The organism is Ruegeria sp. SATB027 (genome assembly GCF_059613825.1).
Genome location: NZ_JBXWTH010000068.1, coordinates 1 through 21217, shown reverse-complemented (window position 1 = coordinate 21217; position 21217 = coordinate 1). Strand labels below are relative to the sequence as shown.

The 21217-nt window shown below is 55.1% G+C and carries 18 protein-coding genes; 4 read left to right on the top strand and 14 right to left on the bottom strand.

The annotated features are described in order from the left end of the window. Positions 1 to 477, top strand: a 477-nt coding sequence (locus AC2FPW_RS17500; protein WP_496814764.1) for a hypothetical protein, incomplete at its 5' end; no start/stop codon positions are given. Positions 478 to 785: 308 nt separating this feature from the next. Here the strand turns inward: AC2FPW_RS17500 and AC2FPW_RS17495 are convergent. The 8 genes from AC2FPW_RS17495 to AC2FPW_RS17460 form a co-directional block, all read right to left on the bottom strand. Continuing rightward, complete coding sequence (locus AC2FPW_RS17495; protein ID WP_496814763.1) at positions 786 to 2288, bottom strand: M81 family metallopeptidase; 1503 nt, start codon at positions 2286 to 2288, stop codon at positions 786 to 788. Continuing rightward, positions 2288 to 3934 (bottom strand): amidohydrolase, encoded by a 1647-nt coding sequence (locus AC2FPW_RS17490; RefSeq protein ID WP_496814762.1) that lies wholly within the window; start codon positions 3932 to 3934, stop codon positions 2288 to 2290. The genes AC2FPW_RS17495 and AC2FPW_RS17490 overlap by 1 nt, the downstream gene beginning before the upstream one ends. 12 nt (positions 3935 to 3946) lie before the next feature. Beyond that, complete coding sequence (locus AC2FPW_RS17485) at positions 3947 to 4870, bottom strand: oligopeptide/dipeptide ABC transporter ATP-binding protein (RefSeq protein ID WP_496814761.1); 924 nt, start codon at positions 4868 to 4870, stop codon at positions 3947 to 3949. Beyond that, positions 4867 to 5847 carry an ABC transporter ATP-binding protein gene (locus AC2FPW_RS17480; RefSeq protein ID WP_480484899.1) on the bottom strand — a complete coding sequence of 327 codons (981 nt, stop codon included), beginning with the start codon at positions 5845 to 5847 and terminating at the stop codon, positions 4867 to 4869. The genes AC2FPW_RS17485 and AC2FPW_RS17480 overlap by 4 nt, the downstream gene beginning before the upstream one ends. Continuing rightward, entirely contained in the window at positions 5844 to 6701 is an 858-nt protein-coding gene (locus AC2FPW_RS17475) for an ABC transporter permease (protein WP_496814760.1), read from the bottom strand. The genes AC2FPW_RS17480 and AC2FPW_RS17475 overlap by 4 nt, the downstream gene beginning before the upstream one ends. 12 nt (positions 6702 to 6713) lie before the next feature. Further along, positions 6714 to 7652, bottom strand: coding sequence for an ABC transporter permease (locus AC2FPW_RS17470; protein WP_496814759.1), 939 nt, complete (start codon positions 7650 to 7652; stop codon positions 6714 to 6716). 85 nt (positions 7653 to 7737) lie between these two features. Further along, the gene (locus AC2FPW_RS17465) at positions 7738 to 9303 is read right to left on the bottom strand and encodes an ABC transporter substrate-binding protein (protein ID WP_496814758.1); all 1566 of its coding nucleotides are present in this window, start codon (positions 9301 to 9303) and stop codon (positions 7738 to 7740) included. 21 nt (positions 9304 to 9324) lie between these two features. Beyond that, on the bottom strand, positions 9325 to 11301 hold the full coding sequence (locus AC2FPW_RS17460) for a CocE/NonD family hydrolase (RefSeq protein ID WP_496814757.1): 1977 nt from the start codon (positions 11299 to 11301) through the stop codon (positions 9325 to 9327). A gap of 128 nt (positions 11302 to 11429) precedes the next feature. Between AC2FPW_RS17460 and AC2FPW_RS17455 the strand changes: the two genes are divergently transcribed. Beyond that, the gene (locus AC2FPW_RS17455) at positions 11430 to 12191 is read left to right on the top strand and encodes a helix-turn-helix transcriptional regulator (RefSeq protein WP_496814756.1); all 762 of its coding nucleotides are present in this window, start codon (positions 11430 to 11432) and stop codon (positions 12189 to 12191) included. Positions 12192 to 12534: 343 nt separating this feature from the next. On the opposite strand, the gene AC2FPW_RS17450 is transcribed toward AC2FPW_RS17455, so the two are convergent. From AC2FPW_RS17450 to AC2FPW_RS17425, 6 genes are all read right to left on the bottom strand, one after another. Next, a complete protein-coding gene (locus AC2FPW_RS17450; protein WP_496814755.1) occupies positions 12535 to 12771 on the bottom strand; it encodes a hypothetical protein in 237 nt (78 codons plus the stop codon). A 235-nt stretch (positions 12772 to 13006) separates the two neighbouring features. After that, entirely contained in the window at positions 13007 to 14245 is a 1239-nt protein-coding gene (locus AC2FPW_RS17445; RefSeq protein ID WP_496814754.1) for a Tm-1-like ATP-binding domain-containing protein, read from the bottom strand. A gap of 26 nt (positions 14246 to 14271) precedes the next feature. Then, positions 14272 to 15756, bottom strand: coding sequence for an aldehyde dehydrogenase (locus tag AC2FPW_RS17440; protein WP_496814753.1), 1485 nt, complete (start codon positions 15754 to 15756; stop codon positions 14272 to 14274). 8 nt (positions 15757 to 15764) lie between these two features. After that, positions 15765 to 17297 carry a tripartite tricarboxylate transporter permease gene (locus AC2FPW_RS17435; RefSeq protein WP_496814752.1) on the bottom strand — a complete coding sequence of 511 codons (1533 nt, stop codon included), beginning with the start codon at positions 17295 to 17297 and terminating at the stop codon, positions 15765 to 15767. Positions 17298 to 17307: 10 nt separating this feature from the next. Then, positions 17308 to 17844 (bottom strand): tripartite tricarboxylate transporter TctB family protein, encoded by a 537-nt coding sequence (locus AC2FPW_RS17430; RefSeq protein WP_496814751.1) that lies wholly within the window; start codon positions 17842 to 17844, stop codon positions 17308 to 17310. A gap of 62 nt (positions 17845 to 17906) precedes the next feature. After that, positions 17907 to 18836 carry a tripartite tricarboxylate transporter substrate binding protein gene (locus tag AC2FPW_RS17425; protein ID WP_480920997.1) on the bottom strand — a complete coding sequence of 310 codons (930 nt, stop codon included), beginning with the start codon at positions 18834 to 18836 and terminating at the stop codon, positions 17907 to 17909. Between the two features lie 106 nt (positions 18837 to 18942). Between AC2FPW_RS17425 and AC2FPW_RS17420 the strand changes: the two genes are divergently transcribed. Together AC2FPW_RS17420 and AC2FPW_RS17415 are read left to right on the top strand one after the other, a co-directional pair. Next, positions 18943 to 19755 carry an IclR family transcriptional regulator gene (locus AC2FPW_RS17420; RefSeq protein WP_480912294.1) on the top strand — a complete coding sequence of 271 codons (813 nt, stop codon included), beginning with the start codon at positions 18943 to 18945 and terminating at the stop codon, positions 19753 to 19755. A 1-nt stretch (position 19756) separates the two neighbouring features. Further along, on the top strand, positions 19757 to 21109 hold the full coding sequence (locus tag AC2FPW_RS17415; RefSeq protein WP_496814750.1) for an aminotransferase class III-fold pyridoxal phosphate-dependent enzyme: 1353 nt from the start codon (positions 19757 to 19759) through the stop codon (positions 21107 to 21109). The last annotated feature ends 108 nt before the right edge of the window (positions 21110 to 21217 follow it).

Here is a 21217-nt window from a genome sequence, read left to right as displayed (position 1 = left end):
GCCGAAGCCTCGGGCGGTGGCTACAAGGTGCTGTGGCAAAATGCGAACGGGTCATATGCTGAATGGACCACGGATGCTTCGGGGCAATACCAAGGCGGTGTTAGCATCGCCAATGTTGTGGATGTCGAAACCTTCTACAGTCACGATATTGATGGAAATGGGACCATCGGTCCTGCTCAACCAAAACTGATCGCTTTGTTGGCACCGGAAAACAATACCGTGACGGTGGCCGAGGAGTCCGGTGCCTCCGAATGGGACGAAGATGTCGACTATCTGGAATTCGTGCCAGACTTGCCCACCTTCCAGAATGAGGAAGATATCTATGGATTGGTTGTCTCTTGCGTGAAAAACAACATTTACGGGCCTTCGACAACCATCCTGGAAGCTGTGTGGCATGAAGCCACAGACAATGTGTCAGAAGAGGATGCCAACCTGACAATTGCATCCTTGCTGGAGGATGACAGCTTCTTTTGGTAATGTTGACCCCGCTCTGTAGAAGATGCTGATCGCGCTGCGATTGCCTCGGATACATTTCTGGTGCGAGAGAAGTGTATCTATGCCGAAGAAACGATTCAGTGATGTGCAAGTTGCCTTTTCGTTGTAACAAGCTCTGAGAGAGACGTTGGTCAACTGGTGTATGAAGATGCATTTTGGCCGACTGGCCTCAGGGAACCGTATTCAATATCCAATTGGGGTCAGGTTTATGTGGACGGCTCAAGGCTGACCCTTCGGGGTTGAGATATTTGAATCCATTGGGGCGTATCGCACGTCAACAAGCTTTCGTTTCACGTCACGTCAAAGGAGGTATGGCGACAGTTGGCCAACCTTCTGTTGACACAAGAATAAGGGACCTTTCCAAGGTCGCAGAGGAAAACCCCAGGCGCAGCGACCGCATATACATGGCTTGCAATTGGTTCGAAATCCGCCCGGAAATGCGCTGTGCTTTTGACGCAGATCACCGAATAACTCAGAGGGTTTAACCCGATATGTGTGAAATGTGCGCGATCCAGGCATTGGTTTCGTATGCTTGTGACGACAAGGTCGATCTCGGCGTCGTGTCCAACCAAGCGAAGCGCAGCTGTCTTGCCAAGCGTAGCTGTTCCGCCGCCATACATTTCACCGGTATAGCGGCATGTGCCATCACTTAAGGAAAGCACTTCAAACTCTGCCCTGAATGGAACATGTCCGGCCAGGTTCGACTTTGCGCCGATAGCCAAAATGATCCGTGCGCCCTCCCCTGCCGCATGGGCCTGAATGGCACTTTCCGGATCATGGAACAGACCCATCAGAACGTTTCTTACTCCGCCCTCAATTAAAGCGGTCAGCAGCCCCGTTGTATCTGACGTTCCGCCTGCGCCCGGATTGTCCTGAACATCGGCTAGAACGATGGGTTTTTCGCGCCTTTGACGACATGTGGAAACGGCCTCTTCCAAAGACAACATCTTACATTCAAGATTGGCCTCACGGGACAGGAACATGCCGACAATCTCTTTGGCAGCGGCAGCCGCTTTTTCAGCAGTCAAAGCATAAGCAAGGCAGGATGGCCCGGTGTCAGGAAAATCCGCCGCCGTAAAACCAAGAGCGATCTCTGCCAGAATGCCTTGCTGTTCAAACCTGACAGGCAATTGATAGATATCACTGATCGGCGCAGAACCCGTGTGTTGCGCATGCAGGGGGATCAGGTAAGGCACCGGTTGGAACGTTTTGTATAGGGTTTCACCCGCCAGCAGGCGACGCAAGACTGGAACGCATCGTGCACCCGCTTCCGCCATATCCAAATGTGGGTAAGTGCGAAAAATCGACAGGTAATCTGAGTGTTTGACCATTTCGGTGGAAATGTTGGCATGAAGGTCCAAACTTGCGACCACTGGAACGTCTGGACCCACAGTTTCACGAACGCGACGCAAAAGCTCTCCTTCACCGTCAGCAAGGCTTTCGGAGACCATAGCTCCGTGCAGATCAAGATAGACACCGTCAATCTGGCCTGCGCCCCATATTCCGTCCAACAGCATCCCGCAGATCGTTTCGAATGCATGATCGGTGACATGGGCGGACGGTTCGGCAGAGCACCACAAAACGGGAATGACATCAAATCCCGCTGCCTGTGCCGCGGCGGTGAAACCCGCGATCGGAAGGTTCATGCCCTCGGTTTCCAGAACAACCTGTGAACCATGCAGCATTCCCGGCCAGGAATCCGCCATCTCAAACTCAGGCATCCCAGCTTTCGTTACACCGAAACAGTTGGTTTCATGTTGGAACCCCGCGATCACGATACGCTTGGTCGCCATTATGCGTGCTCAAACTCTTGTTCAGTACACACAGCGGAAAAAACCCTTTCGCCATAGCGGATGGTTTCAAGCACGACAGTGTCTGACAAGCGGTCCGGGTCGTGCAGTGGATTGCGCGAAAGAACAACAAAGTCTGCAATTTTACCCGGTTCTATGGATCCGCGTTGATCTTCCTTGAACACCTGCCAAGCGGCTTCGATGGTTTGGGCCCGCAGGGCTGAAATAACGCTGATCTTCTGATCCTCGCCAAGCACACGGCCAGAAGCGGATTTTCGGTTCACCGCACAATGGGCAAGATGGATTGGACGCGTCGGTGTGACCGAGGCGTCGTTGTGGATCGTGTATCGCACGCCATACCGTTCGGCTGACGCCGCTGGCGATATCCGTTCGGCTCGCTCGGGTCCCAGGAAAGTATCGTAATGACGATCCCCCCAAAAGAAGACATGGGCGGGAAAGAAGCTGACGGTCAGACCAAGCCGGGCCATACGCTCCAATTGGTCATCCCTCAGAACCTGGCCATGGATAATGGTATGTCGATGATCCTGGCGCGGGTGTGCAACAAGCGCCTTTTCCACCGCATCTATGAACATCTCGGCACCGGCATCGCCATTGCAGTGGCAGTGAATCTGCAAGCCCTGACTGTGGAGCTTTTCTACATCCGCAACCAACTGCTCTTGCGAGGTATAGGTCATTCCACAAGGATTATCAGGGCTGGCAGGTTTGAAATATGGAGCAGACAAATACGCGGTCTGTAACTGAAAGGCCCCGTCCGTAAACAGTTTGCGCGGACCCAGCGAAAAATGCGGGTTGCCCGGCCAGCTCGTTCCAATCCAACGCGAAGATAACTCTGGCTCCAGATCTCCGACGGGCAAAAGCTCGATGTCAATTCCCGGATCCTGATCCGCAGGCAGGCTGGCGAAGTGGTCCAGCATGGGCTGCGATGCCCAGGCATTTTGGGCATAGGTCACACCATGGGCCAGGTATTCGCTGCGGCAGGCGTCAAAACCCCGCCAAAACCGGTCGCGGTCAATCAGGAAATCAGTATCGCCCATTTCACCCATGGCCGACAGCCCTTCCATCAATCCGGTCAGCGCTCCGGTTTCCGGATCGCGGCCATAACGGCCCCCCTCTGGATCAGGAGTTTCACGGGTTATCCCGCGCCTTTCCAGCGCGAGAGAATTTGCCACGCCATTATGACCCGACGCATGAATGACCCAGATTGGATGGCGTTGTGACACGCTGTCCAGTTCGGCCCGTGTGGGCATTCGACCTTCCAGAATGGACGTATTGTCAAAGGACACCCCCATGACCCATTCACCCTCGGGTGTTGCACTCGCCTTTTCGTGAAGCCTGTCCAACGCCTGTGACATGTCTCTGCAATCCCCTAAAGGCGGCGAAGACAGATCGACACGGAACAGCTTAACAAAGCCGGGATCGGGAAAGTGCCCGTGTGGGTCGATAAAGGCGGGCATCAGGGTACGACCCTTCAGATCTTGCTCGTGCGCATCCGAAGGCATGCGGGCGCGCAACTCAGCCTCGGCCCCCACTGCCTGAATTCTGTTGCCGTCAGTCAGCACCGCCTCTGGTGAAGAGTTTTGCGCATCCATAGTCAGGATGGTGCCGTTGAAGTAGAGTGTGCTTGGCATTGGATTTCCTAGTTACGACAGCGGGGCCAGACAACGCAGCCCACGGCCGCCCTTTACTTCCCATTCCGGGGTTTGGGTGCAAATGTCTCTGGCAAAGGGGCAACGCTCGCGAAACTCACAGCCAGATGGCCGCCTGAGCAGGCTGGGAGGCTCCCCTTTAAGGGCGATCCGTTCCAATCGCGCATCCGGGTCCGGCTCGGGGTTGGCGCTCAGAAGGCAGCGGGTGTAGGGATGGCGCGGATCGTTGAAAATCGTCTCGGTTGTGCCCTCCTCGACCAAACGGCCCAGATACATGATGCCCATTCTGTCGGCCACGTGGCGCACGACGCTGAGGTTGTGCGTGATGATGACCATCGCCAGCCCCAGCCTTTCGCGCAGATCGTTGAGCAGGTTCAGCAACTCACCCTGGACCGAGACATCGAGACCGGCAGTCGGCTCGTCCGCAAGGATCAGCTTGGGTTCCAGCGCCAGGGCGCGCGCGACGCCCACGCGCCGGGCCTGACCTCCTGACAGCTGATAGGGATAGCGATCGGCAAAATGCGCGGGCAGGTTCACCATTTCCAATAGGCGCTTGGCCTCGGCATCCAGATCGCGATCTTTCATACCCTGAATGCGATAGGGTTCGGTGATCAGGCTGCGGATTGTCAGGCGGGGCGACAGGCTACCGACCGGGTCCTGAAACATCATCGCCATGTCTTTACGCAGCGGACGCATGACGCTTTCCGGCGCGCCCCGAATTTCCCGACCTTCGAATGTAACCGAACCGTCCTGTGCAGGCGCAAGACCCGCAATCGCGCGGATTACCGTCGTCTTACCCGATCCGCTTTCACCAACCAGAGCGTAAGTTTCGCCAGGTTCTACGGTAAAGCTGACACCCGCCAGAACATTGACCGGTCCATAACTGGTTTTAAGATCCACGACATTCAGCAAGCTCATGTTGCGACCTCCTCGTGGTTCAGCCAGCATGCGGCGTGGTGGCCTTCTTTCAGTTGATCCAGTGGCGGCACATCGGTCGCGCAGCGCGCCATGGCCTGATCGCAACGGTCCCGAAAGATGCACCCCCCGGGCAGGTTGGCCAGATCAGGCACTTCACCGGGGATGGTGGGCAAAACGCGGGCGCGTTCTTTGATGTGGCCGGGATCACATTCGATCAGACGACGTGTATAGGGGTGTTTAGGGTTGTGGAAAATCTCACGCACATCGCCGCTTTCGACAACGGCTCCTGCATACATCACCACCACCCGGTCGCAGAGTTCCGCGATCACGCCCAGATGGTGCGAAATAAACAGAATGGCACAATGAAACTCGCGCTGTAATTCTTGTAGGCGCTCGATGATCTGTACCTCAAGAGTGGCGTCCAATGCAGTGGTTGGCTCATCCGCGATCAAGAGGTCCGGCTCGGACATCAACGCCATTGCTATGGCGATCCGCTGGCGCATCCCACCTGAGAACTCATGCGGATACTGCTTCAGGCGCGCTTCGGGATCGGGGATGCCGACAGCACCCAGCATCTTGGCTGCGTGGGTCAATTTATCCGCCTTTGACTGCTTTGAGCGATGCTGAATGTCCAGCATCTGCTGCCCGATGGTCAGAACCGGATTGTGCGTTTGCATCGGATCCTGGAAGACAATGGATATGTCTGCACCGCGCAGGTCGCGCATCTGACGCTCGGAAGCCTTCAACAGGTCCTGCCCTTTGAAACGAACCTCACCTTGACGGAACCGCGTATTGGGGGCGGTCAGGCGCAGGATGGATGAGATCAGGGTGGATTTGCCGCATCCGGATTCCCCGACAATACCAACAATTTCACCCTTGTTGACGTTGAATGTGATGTTCCTCAGGGCCTTAAGGTCGCCACGGCCCGTTTCGTAGTCAACACTCAGGCGGTCGATTTCCAGCAGTGTATCGGTCATCGCTGTTTCCTCAATTTCGGGTCGACCACATCACGTAGGCTTTCGCCCAGGAAAGTGAATCCAAGTGTTGCCAGAATGATCGGCAGGCCCCCGCCCACCACCAGCCACGGTGTTTGGCGGATCAGGGAATAGCCATCCTTGAGCAAGGCTCCCCAACTGGGTGTCGGGGGTTTCACACCCAACCCCAAAAATGACAGCCCGGCCTCCAGCGCGATGACGGTGGGTATATCCATGGCTGCCAAGATAGCCAGAACCCCGATGATATTGGGTAGCATGTGCACACCCAGAATACGCGTCATGCTGGCCCCCATTGATCGCTCTGCCAGAATGAATTCGGAATTGCGAAGCGTCAGGGTCTGGGTTCGCGCCACGCGCCCATATGTCGGGATTGAGGTCGCCATGACCACGAATACAACTGTCTGCAAGCTGGGCCCGACAAGGGCCACAACAGCCAGTGCAAACATCACCGTCGGAAAGGACCGGATGGTATCGAAAAACAGCATCAGCAGGTTGTCGAGCCATTTTGGTCCGTACCCGGCTATCATGCCCAAAGTCAGGCCAATCGCCATCGCGCCGAAAACAGCTGGCAGCGCCACTTTAAGCGCAACCTGCCCCCCAGCAATCACCCGCGAAAACGTATCGCGACCCAGCTGATCCGTGCCCAACAGATGCGCCGCGGACGGCCCTTGCAGGCGGGATTTGATATCCATGGCAATGGGATCGTAAGGCACAATCCAGGCAGCAAATATCGCGCAGAACACGATAGTCCCAACGATGATCAAACCCATTAACCCAAGCGGGTCGCGGGCAACCCCGACTATGATCTGGCCAAGTTCGGAACGAGATTTTACCATCACTCCGCCTCCTTAATGAGCCGTGCGTGCGCGTGGATCGAGCAGCGCGTTGATCAGATCGGCCAAGGCGGTCGACACAACGAACAGTGCCGTTGATACAAGGACCGAACCCATCACAATCGGATAGTTTCGGGTCGTGATGCTGTCGATGACCAACTTACCCAAGCCTGGTCGGGCAAAAACGATTTCGGCAAAAACGGCTGAGCTGAGCAGAAAGCCCATCCCGACCCCGATCACGGTGACCACGGGTAGAATTGCGATACGCAATGCGTAAACCATGACCACGCGACGTTCCGCGATACCAAAGGCCCGGGCGGTACGCACATGGCTTTCACCCATGACCTCGAGCATCGACGCCCGTACCAGCCGTGCGATATATCCTACCCAGCTGAGCCCTATGGCGAATGCTGGCAGAACCAGATGGTCAAGGCGGCCCCAGAACCCCTCTCCTGCCCCAATGGCGGGAAACCATTGCAAATTAACGGCGAAAACCAACAAAGCCAAAAGCGCAACAACAAAGGCCGGAGCGGCAACAAAACTGACGGAAATTGCGGCGGCGACCCGGTCGATCATCGTGTTTGGATGCGCAGCCGCATAAGCGCCAAGTGCAATACCAAGACTTGCGGACCACAGGATTGATGCAAAAATCAGCTCCAGAGTGAACGGCAATTGCTGAAACACAATCTCAGTCACAGACCGACCCGAGAAGACATCGGTGCCAAGGTCACCCTGCAAAAGGTTCGAGTAAAAGATCAGCAGCTGTTTCCAGATCGGTTGATCAAGACCAAGTGCGGCGGTGAGTTGGGCCTGAAGCTCGGGTGTGGCGCGCGGACCCAGCATGATCTGGACCGGATCGCCTGGTACAGCGCGGATCATCAGGAACATGACGGTGACCGCCACGAAAAGGATGAGCAGCGACAGCCCGAAGCGACGGGTTGCGAAGTTCAGCATGGCCAACTTGCTCCTTGTGGCTGGATGGCGTTGGTTATGGAGCGGCGAGTGTCAGCGCCTGCCGCTCCCTGTCGACCTGGGGAGGTCAGGTCGACTTGCCAAAGTAACGCAGCAGCGACAGCCCGTCCGGGCGCAATGCAGGAATGACACCTGCGCTGTGAATGACCGGTGTTGCCTCGTGTGTGATGAAGCGATAGGCACCGCTTTCTTCCATCAAGTCCTGCGCACGCTGGTACATTTCAGCCCGCTTTGCGATATCTGTTTCCCCAGCCGCAGCTTCGTGGATTTCGTTGAACTCTGCGCTGTTAAAGCGTTCCCAGTTCCACTTGCCAATTTGCTCGGGCGTAAACCACGACGTCGCATAATACGGGTCCGGCGTCATCGAATAGCGGTTCAGAACAAGTTGCAGGTTTTCGTTGTCGCCAGACGCCCAGAACGCACCGGATTCCAGAACATTCACCTCAACTGTGATACCGATTTGCGCCAGCGTCGCCTGAATGATCTGTGCAGTTGTCGTGAACGTTGTCTTGTTTAGCGTGTCGAGGGTCAGAGTGACGTTGGTTTCACCCGATTCCGCAAGCAGTTGCGCCGCTTTTTCGAAATTTGCCTCAGGTGGCACCAGCGAAGACGGTCGATGCCCAGCCAGACCCGGAGCAATGATCCCGGTTGCCGGCTCGGCTGCACCAAAATAGGCAGCCTCCAGAATGCTGGGGACATCTATGGCATGTTGAATCGCCTGTCGCAGCTTCTGATTTTGCAGCTTTGGATGTTCAACATTCATTCCCATCCAGACATAGTAAAGCGAGGGTTTCTCAACCAGCGATCCCCCATTGGGAACACCAGCGCGATACCGTTCGACTGAACCCAGCGACACGCGAGTTACGTCCAGTTCGCCCGCTTCAAACGCGATCTCGGCGGTGTTTTCGTCGTCGATCGGATAGATCTCGATTGTGTCCCAGGTCGGAGCATCGCCATTCCAGTCAGGGTTGCGCTTAAGAACCGTTTTTTCCTTGGGCGACCAGCTGTCCCGCAGATATGGGCCGGACTCTGCCACCGGATCAGCACCGATCCGGCCACCGGCTGCTTCGACCGCTGCTTTCGAAACAATGTTTCCGGTGATGTAAGGCAGGGCAATTGACCAAATCGGTGCGAAGGGTTTGTTCAACACAATCGTCCCTTCGCGTTCACCGGTCACTTCAACATGGCTGAACGGTCCCAGGTCGGGTTTGTTTGGGCTGTCGGTCGCGTCATCCACGATCCGTTCCATGCTGAACTTGACGTCCTCGGCGGTCATGGCGCCAAAGCCGTTGGTGAAGCCGATATCGTCACGCAATGCAAACTTGATATGGGTGGGGTCAACCTGCTCGATCATCGTTGCCGCGTCGAGCTGCCAGCCCCATTCCTCGCCTGGCTTATACTGGATCAGCTTGTTGTAGATCGAGGCATGTACCTCTTCTTCCACGACACCAACCGAGTGGGCCGGATCCATATTCTGTGCATCGCCATAGGCCCGTACCCGCAGAACACCGTCGTCTGCTGCAAATACGCGATTTGCCCACCCCATCGGAAGCGCCGTGGTCGCTCCAAGCGCGGTTGCGCCTTTCAGGAACCCGCGACGACCAACATTGGCCTTTGTCCATTCTATCTTCATAGTATCCTCCCTAGGATTAAGTCAGAGAAATCCGCGTGGAATGGTTTCCGACCATTCCTTTGTCAGGACTTCGGTTTCATCGGCACCTTCGGTGGCGCGAAGTTTGCGGTAGAGGTAGAAATTCTGCGTGTCGCAACTCATGCGGCACTCGGTCGAGATGGCGACCTGCCACTCCGCCCGTTCGAAAGTGAAATTCCAGGCCGTCTCAAACCGGGCAGTGGCTGGGTCATCCGGGTGAATGCCGTAATGCATGCGCACATCACTGCCGACAATCAGGCCGTGATAGGGATCGCGTGATTTACCATAGTCGTCAAACGTCTCAAGCACGATCCGGCCGTCTTCTGTTTCTTTACGTTCGGAATGCGACGCAGGTGTCCGCAATTGATCGGCTGCAAGAACCGGAAACTTCGGCGCCGGACCGGGTTCGGAAGCTTGGATTTCACGCGATACTTCGCGCACTGGCAAATGCAGGGCGCAATCCTGCAAATGCAATGTCACCTGTGCCTGGTTTGGCGATGGCCAGATGATTGGCCAGTAGGACGTCGACAGGGCCAGCCGCAACACATGACCCTCACGCAGTCGATGCGCACATTCGTTTAGGGCAATCTCGGCCTCATATTCCTCGCCGGGTTGTAAGAATTCAGGTGTCTCGTGATCGCGGAAATGGCATAAGTTCAACGACCGGTAGCTGATGCGCTGTGAAATACCCTCGGGCGATACATCGCATAGGCGCGCAATAAGCTGAGCGACAGGCTTGTCTACTGAAAACCGAAACTTCAGTCTTGCGCGCCCCAACAATTCCAGCGGCGCACGCAATGGCGCGCTGTCAAAGCACAGCGACAATGCATCGTCGCTTGCCTGGTCGCCGGGCAGCTCGTTATCGATCCGCATACCTGCACAAAAATACCCGCTTTGCATGCCCAAATGGCAGGGCGACGAAATGGCTACGGAACCTTGGGTTGGGCTAGGGGAAAATTCGCCCGGTGCCAGATGCCAGATCTGTTCATGTATGTGCGGCGATGGCCAGCGACCTTCAGCTATCCAGCGACCTTGCCGAGGGCTGTTTTTCGGTGTCGGGTTGAAATGCTCCTGCATGTATGTCCGGTACGCAGGCAAATCTTCGGCACCGTTTTCCTGTTCTTTCAACCAGCGATCAAACCAGCCGATGACTTCGGAATGGAAATCCGCAGGATCAATTTTCGAGATATGCGCGTATCGATGCTCCCATGGCCCGATGACGGCCTTGGTGGGCGATGTCAGGTTGGCTGTCAAAGCAGGCGGGGCATTTACATACGCATCTGCCCAGCCGGTTATGGCCAAAACCGGGGTTTGGATAGCAGACCAATCTTCGCAAACCGAGCCGTGCTTCCAGTATGTGTCCCGTGTCTGATGACGCAGCCAATCGGCGGCAGAAAATGGAACGTTTTGCAGCCGCGTCAGCCAGTCCTCTCGCCAGTCTGCGCGTAAGGCCGGATCTGCGGGCCTGGTCAGATAAGCGAACATCTGACTACCCCAGTTCATGTTGTCGCTCAGCAGGCAACCACCCATGAAATGGATGTCATCTGCATAGCGATCCACGGTCGAGGCGACGCTGACGACAGCCTTCAACGCAGGCGGTCGCCGGAAAGCCAGTTGCAAACCATTAAACCCACCCCAAGATATTCCGATCATCCCAACGTGACCGTCGCACCAATCCTGCGCTGCGATCCATGCGATGACTTCTTCACCATCACTCAGTTCCTGTTCCGAGTATTCATCGTCGAATTGCCCTTCGCTGTCGCCCGTACCCGCTATATCGACCCGAACGCAGGCATAGTCAGCCTCGGCAAATACCTTATGTGTTGTTTCATCCCTGGGCGCTGTGCCGTCGCGTTTGCGGTAAGGCAGGTATTCCAGAATGGCCGGAGCTGGACCGGTTTCGGGTAACCAGAGTCGAGCAGCAAGCCTCCGCCCGTCGGAGAGTGTGATCCATGTGTTTTCGACGGTTTTAACTGGCATCCGAGAGCTTGTTTTTTGCGAGCTGATGCCGAAGAAGAAAACGATTTGCAGAAAAAACAAATTGTGCAACTTTATGCGAAGTGATGCTATTTGCAGCGAAATAGCGTCAAATCGCGAAAGGTTTTCCCATGCCCCAGTATTTTTCTGCCAACCTGAAGTCGCTATGCGCAGAACACGGCAATATTTCAAAGATTTGTCGGGATATTGGCGTCAACCGGCAGCAATTCAATCGGTATCTGAATGGCTCCAGCCTGCCTTCGGCCCACAACATGCGTCGGATCGCGCGCCATTTCGGCCTGACAGAAGCCGAACTGTTCGCTGAAACTGCTCGCTTTGAGCAAATGCTAAAGGACGTCTTACCAACAACCGGAAAAACCCCCGCAGACGCGTTTCTGGATCCGTTTCGGGGCCAACACAAAAACCTCAGGCGCTATGTTGGTTTCTATCACTCGTTTTTCTGCACGCCTTCCTGGGAAGGGAAGATATTTTGTTCGTTAATCCGTATTCAGGAAGTTGATGGGCTTTTCACAATCCGGTCCCGCGAAATTGCCACATCACAAGACAAAAGCATGCACCAGATTTCCCGTTACGTTGGTTTGGTTACAATGCGGGGAAACAGGATATTTATAACCGAACATGAGTTGATGCGCGAAGGCAGCGTTGCCAATACCATCTTATATTCAGCGCACCGCCAGCAACTAAAGTATCTGCGGGGAATGACGATGGGTGTTGCTTGGCGCCCTTACCCGCATCCCTATGCCGCCAAAACAATCTGGAAGCGCCTGCACGAGCGGGTAACCGCGCGTGAGGCCATTGCCGCCTGTGGTATCTACTCAACCCATAGTACCAAGATTGATCCAACTGTCAGGAAACACCTTACCGAGGAGTGAAGTGTCGGAAGGATGTATGTGACGCTCTGTTATTTCAGGATCACACCCGGCATATCAATTTGGCTTTGCTATTCTGCTTACGCGTGTCCTTTTGGTGGTGTGCGGGTGTAAAGGTACTAGGGACGTTACCGTTTTTGTACCGTAGCCCATAAATAGTGACCCAACAGTTCATAGTGACACGATCAATTCGAGCGTTCCGCTCCGATAGTCACTGTCTGGTCCAATCAAACCGGAGACGTGTCCATCAGAATGATCGCTTTTCTCGTATTACTCGTCCAGATATGCGAAAGCCGATATCCTTGTTCCTTGCCGTCGCGGTCTAAAGCAATTTCTGCACCGAAGATCAGACTGAATCCGCGTGCGTTTCCAATAACGGCACGTTTCTGAGCCAGCGCTTCCATTCATTTGCGAGCATGCAATCCCACATTTTTCGCGCTCTCCAGCAATTGCTGTCTTTGATCTCTTCCAATACCGCGATCGCTGCAGCACAGGAAACGGGGTTGCTATCAAACGTACTGAAATAGCGATAGCCCATAAGAAAAGTAACAAAGAATTCTGCTCGTGTAACAACACCACCCACCGGATGGCCATTCGTCTTTGATTTCCCCAGTGTCGCGATACCTGGCGGGATACTCCTTCACCCCTAACAAAATGGACCGGGTCGCCTTAGAGGGATGATACATTGGGTCCAAGCAGCTTTGTCTTGTCGGCAATAAGCTGATCTTTTTCCTGTTATGGTATGCAACTTTCGCAGGTATCCCACGAGGCGGCGCACGGCGTCCGAAGGCAAAATGCATCTGTTGGAATGACGAAGGTCAGCGATTTTTGCTGATCACACCCTGCTCGACCCAGGCATCAAATTGCACGAGGACCGCTTCGCTGAACGTGTGGTCGTTGATATGAGCGTCAAGTTCCGTCATCGGCACACTACCCGGTATAACCATGCGTGCCTCATCCACCATATCTGCCAGTGCATCAGGGTCATGCGCCGCCTCGCCTTCTTTGTCCCATGCTTCAACCCCCTGAACAGGCAGGAAAAAGTGGACAGGTCCCGTTGCAGCCTCCATTCGGTTGGCCAGTTCACGGATCCAAGCGCGGCGTTCATCCCCATTGAAGACGGAACTCTTGATCAGTCGGTTATGCACGTGAAACGGACGATCAGAATATTGGTCGGGGATGTCCTGCCAGCCCGCGAAATCCAACAGGTCCAACGCTCCGGGCGCGATCATCTGCGGTGTGCCTACGCGACCTGCACTGGTTACACGCTCCTCGCCGCTGGACACGACAGAGCCCGCCATAAAATTTCCGAATTCCTGCATGCAGAAATCCATCACGCAGGCAAATGCGCCCTCGCCAGCCAGCTTTTCAAATGCCATGCCACCCATGCCGGTAGAGTGGAAAACCGCCACCTCAAAACCGCGTTCCTCCAACGCCGGTTTCAACGTTTTCATGTAGCGCAGACAAGACGAGCCAAGACTGGTCATTCCAATCAATGGCTTGCTGCGGTCCGGTGCAATAGCGGCCTTGGTCGCGCCAACAACTGCCCCGGCTGCCTGGCTGAGTGAAGACTGGCAAATCGAGTTCATACCATAGAGTCCGCCGGCCCACAGGATCATCTGAATATCCGGGGCCAGACGATGGGGAGGGATCAGCGGAGAAAAACTGACAGTGGACACAATGTATTTTGGCACACCCATCGGCAGCGCTTGTGCACAGTCCAGCGCCAGATCGGTGCCCATGGTACCGCCGGTGGCAAGCATCCCGTCAAAGCGGCCATCGGCATAGGCCTGGGCAACCACTTTTGCGGCACCCGCGGACATTACCCGAAAAGCTTTATTTTCATCCCCCTGTGCGATGACTTCATCAATGGTCATGCCACCGGCAGAAGCGACGTCGTGCTTTGAGATGTCTGTTGGCGTCTTGGGATCACCCAGCACTGAGACATCCATTGTCAGTACATTAGCGCCCTGTTCGCGAATTGCGTTTTCAATGAAACGCATCTCGGCTTCTTTCGTGTCATAGGTGCCGATCAGCAGGATCGTTTTCATAGTCATAAGCTCCTCCTTCGTTCCGCCGCCATTCAGAGCTTGATCCAGGCCGTTTTCAGGTCGAAGTATTTCTCAAGCGCGTGCAAAGACTTGTCGTGCCCATTGCCGGACCGGCGCACTCCTCCAAGCGGTACGGTCAGATCAGCACCGCCATAGGTGTTCACATGCACGACGCCTGTGCGGATACCAGCCACCATACGGTGGGCGCGGCCAAGGTTAGATGTCCAGACACCGCCAGCCAGGCCATACACGGTGGCGTTCGCCAACCGGATCGCGTCTTCTTCGTTTTTGAAGGGGGTCACCGCCAGAACGGGGCCAAAGACTTCGTTCTGAAACAAGTGGTCCGTCTCTTTTACCCCGGCCATTACGGTCGGAGACATATAATAGCCGCCACTCTCCATCAGGATGCGATTACCACCGGTGCGCCGCTCTGCCCCTTCCGCCTCGGCTTTGGCAACAAAATCCAGATTGGCCTCAAGTTCCGGCAGGCTGTGAACGGCACCAATCTGGCTGTTCAGGTCCAGCGGATCGCCGACGCGAAAGTTTTCAGCATGGCGCGAGACTTCGGCCACGAAATCCTGGTAGATATCTTCCTGAACAAGAAGGCGAGAGCCAGCAACGCAGACTTGACCGGAGTTGCGGAAGATTCCCGCTGCGGACACTTTGGCGGCCTCGGCCAGATCCGGGGCGTCGTTGAAGACGATGTTGGCTGACTTACCGCCCAACTCAAGGTAGCAGCGCTTCAGATTGGAACGAGCTGAATACTCCAGCAACCGACGACCCGTCGCACCTGACCCAGTGAACACCATAATGTCCACATCCATCGACAGTGCCAGCGCCTCGCCCACAACCGAGCCGCGCCCTGTCACGACGTTGAACACGCCATCCGGAACCCCGGCTTCAGCAGCCAGTTCAGCAATCTTCAAAAGGCTGAGCGAAGCGCTTTCTGCGGGTTTCAATACTACGGAATTGCCTGCCGCAAGGGCCGGAGCAATTTTCCAGCTGCCGATCATCAGCGGAAAATTCCACGGTACAATTGCACCCACCACGCCGACCGGGGCATGGTGTACCAGGCCAAGAATATCGTGACTGGTTGGCGCGATCTGGCCATAAATCTTGTCGATTGCTTCGGCATAGTACCGAAATGTCGCCGCCGCCGAAAGCGCCTCGGCTTTATAGGCCATGCTGATCTCGGTGCCGTTGTCGCGCACCCCCAGAACAGAGATTTCCAGCGCACGCTCTTCGATCAGATCCGCCAGCCTCAGCAACACTTTCTTGCGCCCTGACGGTGCCATTTCGGACCATCGCCCGTCCTCGAAAGCAACCCGAGCGGCCAGGACGGCAGCTTCAATGTCCGCCGCGCTGCCATCGGCGATCCTGGTCAGAGGTCGGCCGTCGATGGGAGACAACACTTCGACCTGCGCACCCGTTTCACCTTCAGTGAAGTCGCCGTTAATGAAGTGGCCGCGCGGGGCGACTTGCTGCATTCGCAGCACGTCGATTTGGGACTGATCCATGGATATTCTCAACCTTGTTGATTTGGGTGATCTGCATCGACGGGTTCGGCGTTTGGTTCTGGTCGCAGCTTGTTTCTGAACTCGAAGTACAGAGCCCGAAAGTGCAGAATGAGGATCAGAACAATCATACCGAACAAGATGGCGGCAATCGGTCTATCAACAAAATCCAGCGGTGAATTAACCCGAGCCATGGCGCTGCGGAGCTTGACCTCCATAATGCCGCCCAAAACCATGCCGAGGATGATCGGAACTATCGGCAAGTCCAGCCGTTTTAGGATCAGACCGAATACTCCAAATGCCGCGGCCAACGCACAGTCGGTGATCGAGTTGCGCAGGCTGTATACACCAACAAATGCCAGGATCAGGATCATGATGCCCAGAAAACGAGTTGGAATCTGAATGATCTTCAGAAGCAAGTTGGTCGAGAACAGCAAAAACACCAGAACGATCACGTTCAGCAGGATCAACGCCATATAGAGGGCCATGACGAAATCCATCTGGTTTTCGAACAGCTGCGGCCCGGGTATCACATTGTGCACGTAAAAGACTGACAACATCATTGCCGTCAGTGCCTCGCCGGGAATGCCCAGCGCCAGCAGCGGGATCATCGCCGCTCCGGGAACAGCATTGTTTGCGGATTCAGAAGCCACCAGCCCTTCGGGCGAACCATCGCCAAAGGCTTCTGGATTTTTAGAGGTTTTTTGTGCGTATGTGTATGACAGGAATTGCGAGGTGAACTCGCCGGTGCCCGGCACCATGCCCATGAAAACGCCGATGCTGGATGACACGGTTGCAATACGCTTGAGGCCAAGCAGCTCTTTTAATCCCGCAAAGATGCTTCCGCCAACATGTGCTTCACCCGGTGCATGGTTTTTTTCCAGCAACAGAAGCAATGCCTGACTGATTGCGAACAGCCCCAGCACAACAACAATCAGGTCTACCCCAGAAGCCAGCCAGCTTTGCTCGAACGTGAAACGACGGGTGTATTTGACCGGCTCCAGCCCGACAGTGTTCAAGAACAGACCAAATGCCGCCAGCATGCCCGCTGCAAAGATCTGGCCGCGATGAGCGAGGATTACCAATATGATGCCAAGCAACGCGGCTAGGAAAATCTCACGGCTGCCAAAATGCGGGGCAACGAGTGCTAGGACGGGAGACAAGAGCATAAGGCAAATTATCGAAAAGATGCCTCCGAAAAATGACGCCGAATAGGCCAGTGACAACGCCCGATGACCCTGGCCGCGCTTCGTCATTGGATAGCCGTCATAGGTGGTCAAGGCATTGACTGCTGTGCCCGGTGTATTGATCAGGACGGCAGGGATTGCACCGCCATACATCGAGGACCCATAGATGCCTAGCAGCAGGGTCAGGCCAACGATGGGTTCAAACGCGAAAGTGGCAGGTAACAGAATGGCAATTGCCACCGGCGCTCCAACTCCTGGCAAGGCGCCAATGATCACGCCTCCGATCGACCCGATCAAAAGAGCAGCTATAACCGGCCACTGCGCAAGTATCGAAATACCTGAAAATAGAGCGTCCATCAGCGAAACCTCAGAGATACGTCAGCGCAAACGCGCGAACCGTGTCGGGTAAATACTCATAGAGAGCGCCGGACGGGATTTTCACCTGCAAGAAAGCCCTGAAGATGACCGTGACACAAACGCCGAACAATGCGGCACAACCGATACCCTTAGCATCGCGAAACCCGGTGCGAATTGCCAAAAACACGGCAAAAATGACCGTCGCGGGAAGGTACCCAAGCAAGGGAACAGCTTTTACGTAAACGAGGAAGTAGAAAACATATTCAAACGACCTCAACCAGAATGCCACTTCGGTCCACCGTCCGTGACGCCGCTGTGACATTGCTGAACTGAGCCAGTGCAGAAATCCGAAAACCACCATGGCCCAGAGGGCTATCATTGGCCAAAGACTGGGTTGCGCAAACCACTTGGTTCGCTTGACGATTTGTGTCTGCTCGTCCAGCTGCATTAACAAAAAGACAGCAAACGCAAGGAACACGAACGCAAAAACTACATCGCCAGGACGGCGATATCGTTTGAACATGTCCTGTAAGGTTTTCGCGATCATCTCTACCTCCCCACCGATTAAAACAGGCCCGGCAGTTTGAATCCTGCCGGGCCAATCTTGAGTTATTCGCCCAGAATCTCTTCGATTTTGGCGAAAGAGGCTTTGTCTTTTTCAATCTGCGCGTTGGAGGCGTCCGGGTCCTGCCAGTAGATCAGTGCACCTGTTTCCTCGGCAAGCTGCTTGGCTTTGTCGGAGCTCAGAGCCTTTTGAGCGGCTGCCGCGATCTTCTCGCGCGCCTCTGCCGGGGTGTCTTTGTGAACGAACAGACCGTTCCATAGTGCCAAAGGCAGGTCAGGATTTAGCTCGACAACAGTCGGAGTGTCAGGGACCAGGGGAATCCGCTCACCGCCGATGCTGGCCAGAACATTCACCTGATCTAAGCAGGGTAGTATAAGTTGAAGTGTCGTGTTGATCACGTCCACGTCGCCTGAAGTCAGGGTGTTGCAGTCCAGAGCATCAAATGCGGCTTCACTGGCGAAATCAAACCCGCTGCTGACAGCAGCTGCGAATGTCACCTGGGTGGGGGGCAGGACAGAGCCGAAATGCCCCAGTGCAACATCGTTATCTTTGCCATGTTCCACCAACTCCTCCCAAGATGAGAAGGGTGCGTCTTTGCTGGACGCTATCACGAACGGATAGGTCAGGAAGATGCCAATTGGGTCAAATGGGTTGGGGTTCAGCTCTGGAATGCCAATCTCGGGGCCAATCACCGGCACGCCTATTACAAAAGAGCCGACCGTATAGCCATCGCCCGGAGCAGTGGCGACTTCGACAGCACCAGGGAACGGACCACCACCACCGCCAGGCTTGTTCACGACTGCTGCTGGCACGCCGTACATTTCCTGAAATTCATCTGCGATCAGACGTGTCAATACATCCTCCAGATCGCCCGGAGGCCACGGAACGACGAAGGATACAGGTTTCTCTGGATACTCAGCGAAAGCAGCTGATGCAGAGATCGCCATTACGGCAGCGGTAAGAATTTTCTTCATGGACTCCTCCCATTATTGGTTCACATAATGAACCCGCAAGTCATGTTTATTGTTGCGTTGTTAATTACATTGTGTCAAGTATTCTCTTAAGGAGGAGGAGTAACTTATGGGAACTGCTCTTAATGCGCTGAGATTGTTGGAGTTATTTTCCAACGCACGGCCCGAAATCGGGCTGACCCAGATGGCTCGGCTATCTGGTGTCAATAAGGCGACTGTTCTTCGGCATCTGCGTGAACTGGAAGAGTTCGGATTGATTGAGCAGAATCAGGGAACAAAATCCTATATGGTTGGCCCGGCGGCACTGCGTCTTGCCGCGTTACGCGAGATTGCAAATCCCGGCCTCAAAGCAGCGCGCCTCAAAATGCAGGCCGCGATGCAACAAGCAGGAGAAAGCCTGCACCTTTCTCTTCTGGAAAATGATGTTCTTCAAACGGCACTAGTGGTCGAGACAACTCAGCACAGCGTTCGAGTTAGCCTAGACCCCACGGAAGTCCTTCCGCTCAACGCCACAGCCTCAGGGTTGTGCATGCTTTGTTTTGGCCCTCCTGCACTTTTGGAAGGCCTCAAAAATCGCGACTTGCCCCGTATTACTGCCTCTACGCTAACGAACCTTGAACTCATTCAAGAACGTCTCGTCGAAGTAAAGGAAACCGGTTGGTCCTATAGTAACGGAAGTTTCGAAACCGGTGTTCATGGCTTTGCAGCCCCGGTTTTCGGAATTGATCAACTGGCGCTTGGAACGGTTTCATTCGCGGTTCCTGAAATCAGAACCGCAGGCGACCTGCAGCCGCCCCTACTGAATACCCTGAAACAAGTTTCGCAAGAGCTTACGGCAATCTTTGGTGGCCAGGCTCCTGCAAACTTTCCAACTGAGTTTCGACCGAGTGTTCGGTCGGACGAAATTCCCGGAGAATTTTGAAATGAAGGATTCCAACTTCCTTAAGGAAAACAACGCCCGCTATTTTTGGCATCCGATGGCGCACCCAGCCGACAGCAAAAAGAACCCGCCGACCATTTTGGTCGGCGGCGAAGGGGTTAGCATCATCGATGTGGACGGCCACAAGGCCATCGACGCCGTGGGAGGGTTGTGGAACGTCAATCTGGGCTATTCCTGCGAGCCAGTGAAGCAGGCGATTGCCGACCAACTGAACGCTTTGCCCTATTATTCAACTTTCCGTGGCACCAGCAACGACAAGGCGATCGAATTGTCATACGAGCTGGCCCGGTTCTTCGAGCCAGATGGATTGTCCCGCGCGTTCTTTACTTCAGGAGGCTCCGATTCGGTTGAAGTCGCACTGAAATTGGCACGACAGTACCACAAGGTACGCGGCGAGGACGGGCGCACCAAATTCATAAGCTTGAAACAGGGGTACCACGGGACCCATTTCGCTGCAGCGTCGGTCAATGGCAACCAGAAGTTCCGTGCTGCCTACGAACCGATGATGCCTGGATGTTTCCACATCCCGGCACCATGGGCTTATCGCAATCCCTTCGACGAGACCGATCCCGAGCGTTTGGCACAGCTTTGCGTCAAAGCATTGGAAGCTGAGATTGCGTTCCAGGGCGCAAATACTGTTGCAGCGTTCATCATGGAACCTGTTTTGGGTGCTGGTGGTGTAATTCCACCGCACGAGAGCTTCATGCCGTTGGTGCGCGAGGTCTGCTCGAAACACGGCGTTCTTTTGATCTCGGATGAAATTATCACAGCCTTTGGCCGCACCGGCAGCGAAAGCGGAGCTCGGCACTGGGGTGTGCAGCCGGACATTATGACGACGGCCAAGGCTATTACGAACGGGTATTTCCCATTCGGCGCTGCGATGATTTCCGGTCAAGTTGCCGAAGTGTTCGAACGCGACACCACTGGCAAAGCGTCCGTCGATCAGGGCTACACCTATTCCGGCCATCCGGTCGGAGCGGCAGCAGCCTTGGCAGCACTTGCGGAAATTAACCGCCTGCGGGTGTGGGAGAACGCCGCCGCTCGTGGGGTTGAACTGTTTACCGGCCTGAAAAGGCTGGCCGACAAGTACGACGTGGTCGGCGACGTGCGCGGCGGTGAGGGCCTGATGTGCGCGCTGGAACTGGTTTCGGATCGCAGCACCAAAGCACCGATTGCCAAGCATCTTCCGTTGCAGGTGCAGAAGGCAGCATATGATGACGGTGTCATGGTCCGGGTGTCGGGTAACAACATTATTCTGTCGCCACCACTGATCATCACGTCTGACGATGTGTCCAAGATCCTGTCGGCGCTGGATACCGGTTTGGCGAGCCTTTGAAATCTTCCCTGACCTCGCCGTTACTAGGCGGGGTCAGACTTTGACGGCTTGTAGTTCTTCGAGCAGGTCGAGGAGTTGATTGAGTTTTTCTCGTCCCATTTGTTTTTC

Bases quoted from the DNA above. Each gene is read 5' to 3' on its own strand.
- AC2FPW_RS17495 (WP_496814763.1), bottom strand. From the start codon at position 2,288: ATGGCGACCAAGCGTATCGTGATCGCGGGGTTCCAACATGAAACCAAC.
- AC2FPW_RS17490 (WP_496814762.1), bottom strand. From the start codon at position 3,934: ATGCCAAGCACACTCTACTTCAACGGCACCATCCTGACTATGGATGCG.
- AC2FPW_RS17485 (WP_496814761.1), bottom strand. From the start codon at position 4,870: ATGAGCTTGCTGAATGTCGTGGATCTTAAAACCAGTTATGGACCGGTC.
- AC2FPW_RS17480 (WP_480484899.1), bottom strand. From the start codon at position 5,847: ATGACCGATACACTGCTGGAAATCGACCGCCTGAGTGTTGACTACGAA.
- AC2FPW_RS17475 (WP_496814760.1), bottom strand. From the start codon at position 6,701: ATGGTAAAATCTCGTTCCGAACTTGGCCAGATCATAGTCGGGGTTGCC.
- AC2FPW_RS17470 (WP_496814759.1), bottom strand. From the start codon at position 7,652: ATGCTGAACTTCGCAACCCGTCGCTTCGGGCTGTCGCTGCTCATCCTT.
- AC2FPW_RS17465 (WP_496814758.1), bottom strand. From the start codon at position 9,303: ATGAAGATAGAATGGACAAAGGCCAATGTTGGTCGTCGCGGGTTCCTG.
- AC2FPW_RS17460 (WP_496814757.1), bottom strand. From the start codon at position 11,301: ATGCCAGTTAAAACCGTCGAAAACACATGGATCACACTCTCCGACGGG.
- AC2FPW_RS17455 (WP_496814756.1), top strand. From the start codon at position 11,430: ATGCCCCAGTATTTTTCTGCCAACCTGAAGTCGCTATGCGCAGAACAC.
- AC2FPW_RS17445 (WP_496814754.1), bottom strand. From the start codon at position 14,245: ATGACTATGAAAACGATCCTGCTGATCGGCACCTATGACACGAAAGAA.
- AC2FPW_RS17440 (WP_496814753.1), bottom strand. From the start codon at position 15,756: ATGGATCAGTCCCAAATCGACGTGCTGCGAATGCAGCAAGTCGCCCCG.
- AC2FPW_RS17435 (WP_496814752.1), bottom strand. From the start codon at position 17,297: ATGGACGCTCTATTTTCAGGTATTTCGATACTTGCGCAGTGGCCGGTT.
- AC2FPW_RS17430 (WP_496814751.1), bottom strand. From the start codon at position 17,844: ATGATCGCGAAAACCTTACAGGACATGTTCAAACGATATCGCCGTCCT.
- AC2FPW_RS17425 (WP_480920997.1), bottom strand. From the start codon at position 18,836: ATGAAGAAAATTCTTACCGCTGCCGTAATGGCGATCTCTGCATCAGCT.
- AC2FPW_RS17420 (WP_480912294.1), top strand. From the start codon at position 18,943: ATGGGAACTGCTCTTAATGCGCTGAGATTGTTGGAGTTATTTTCCAAC.
- AC2FPW_RS17415 (WP_496814750.1), top strand. From the start codon at position 19,757: ATGAAGGATTCCAACTTCCTTAAGGAAAACAACGCCCGCTATTTTTGG.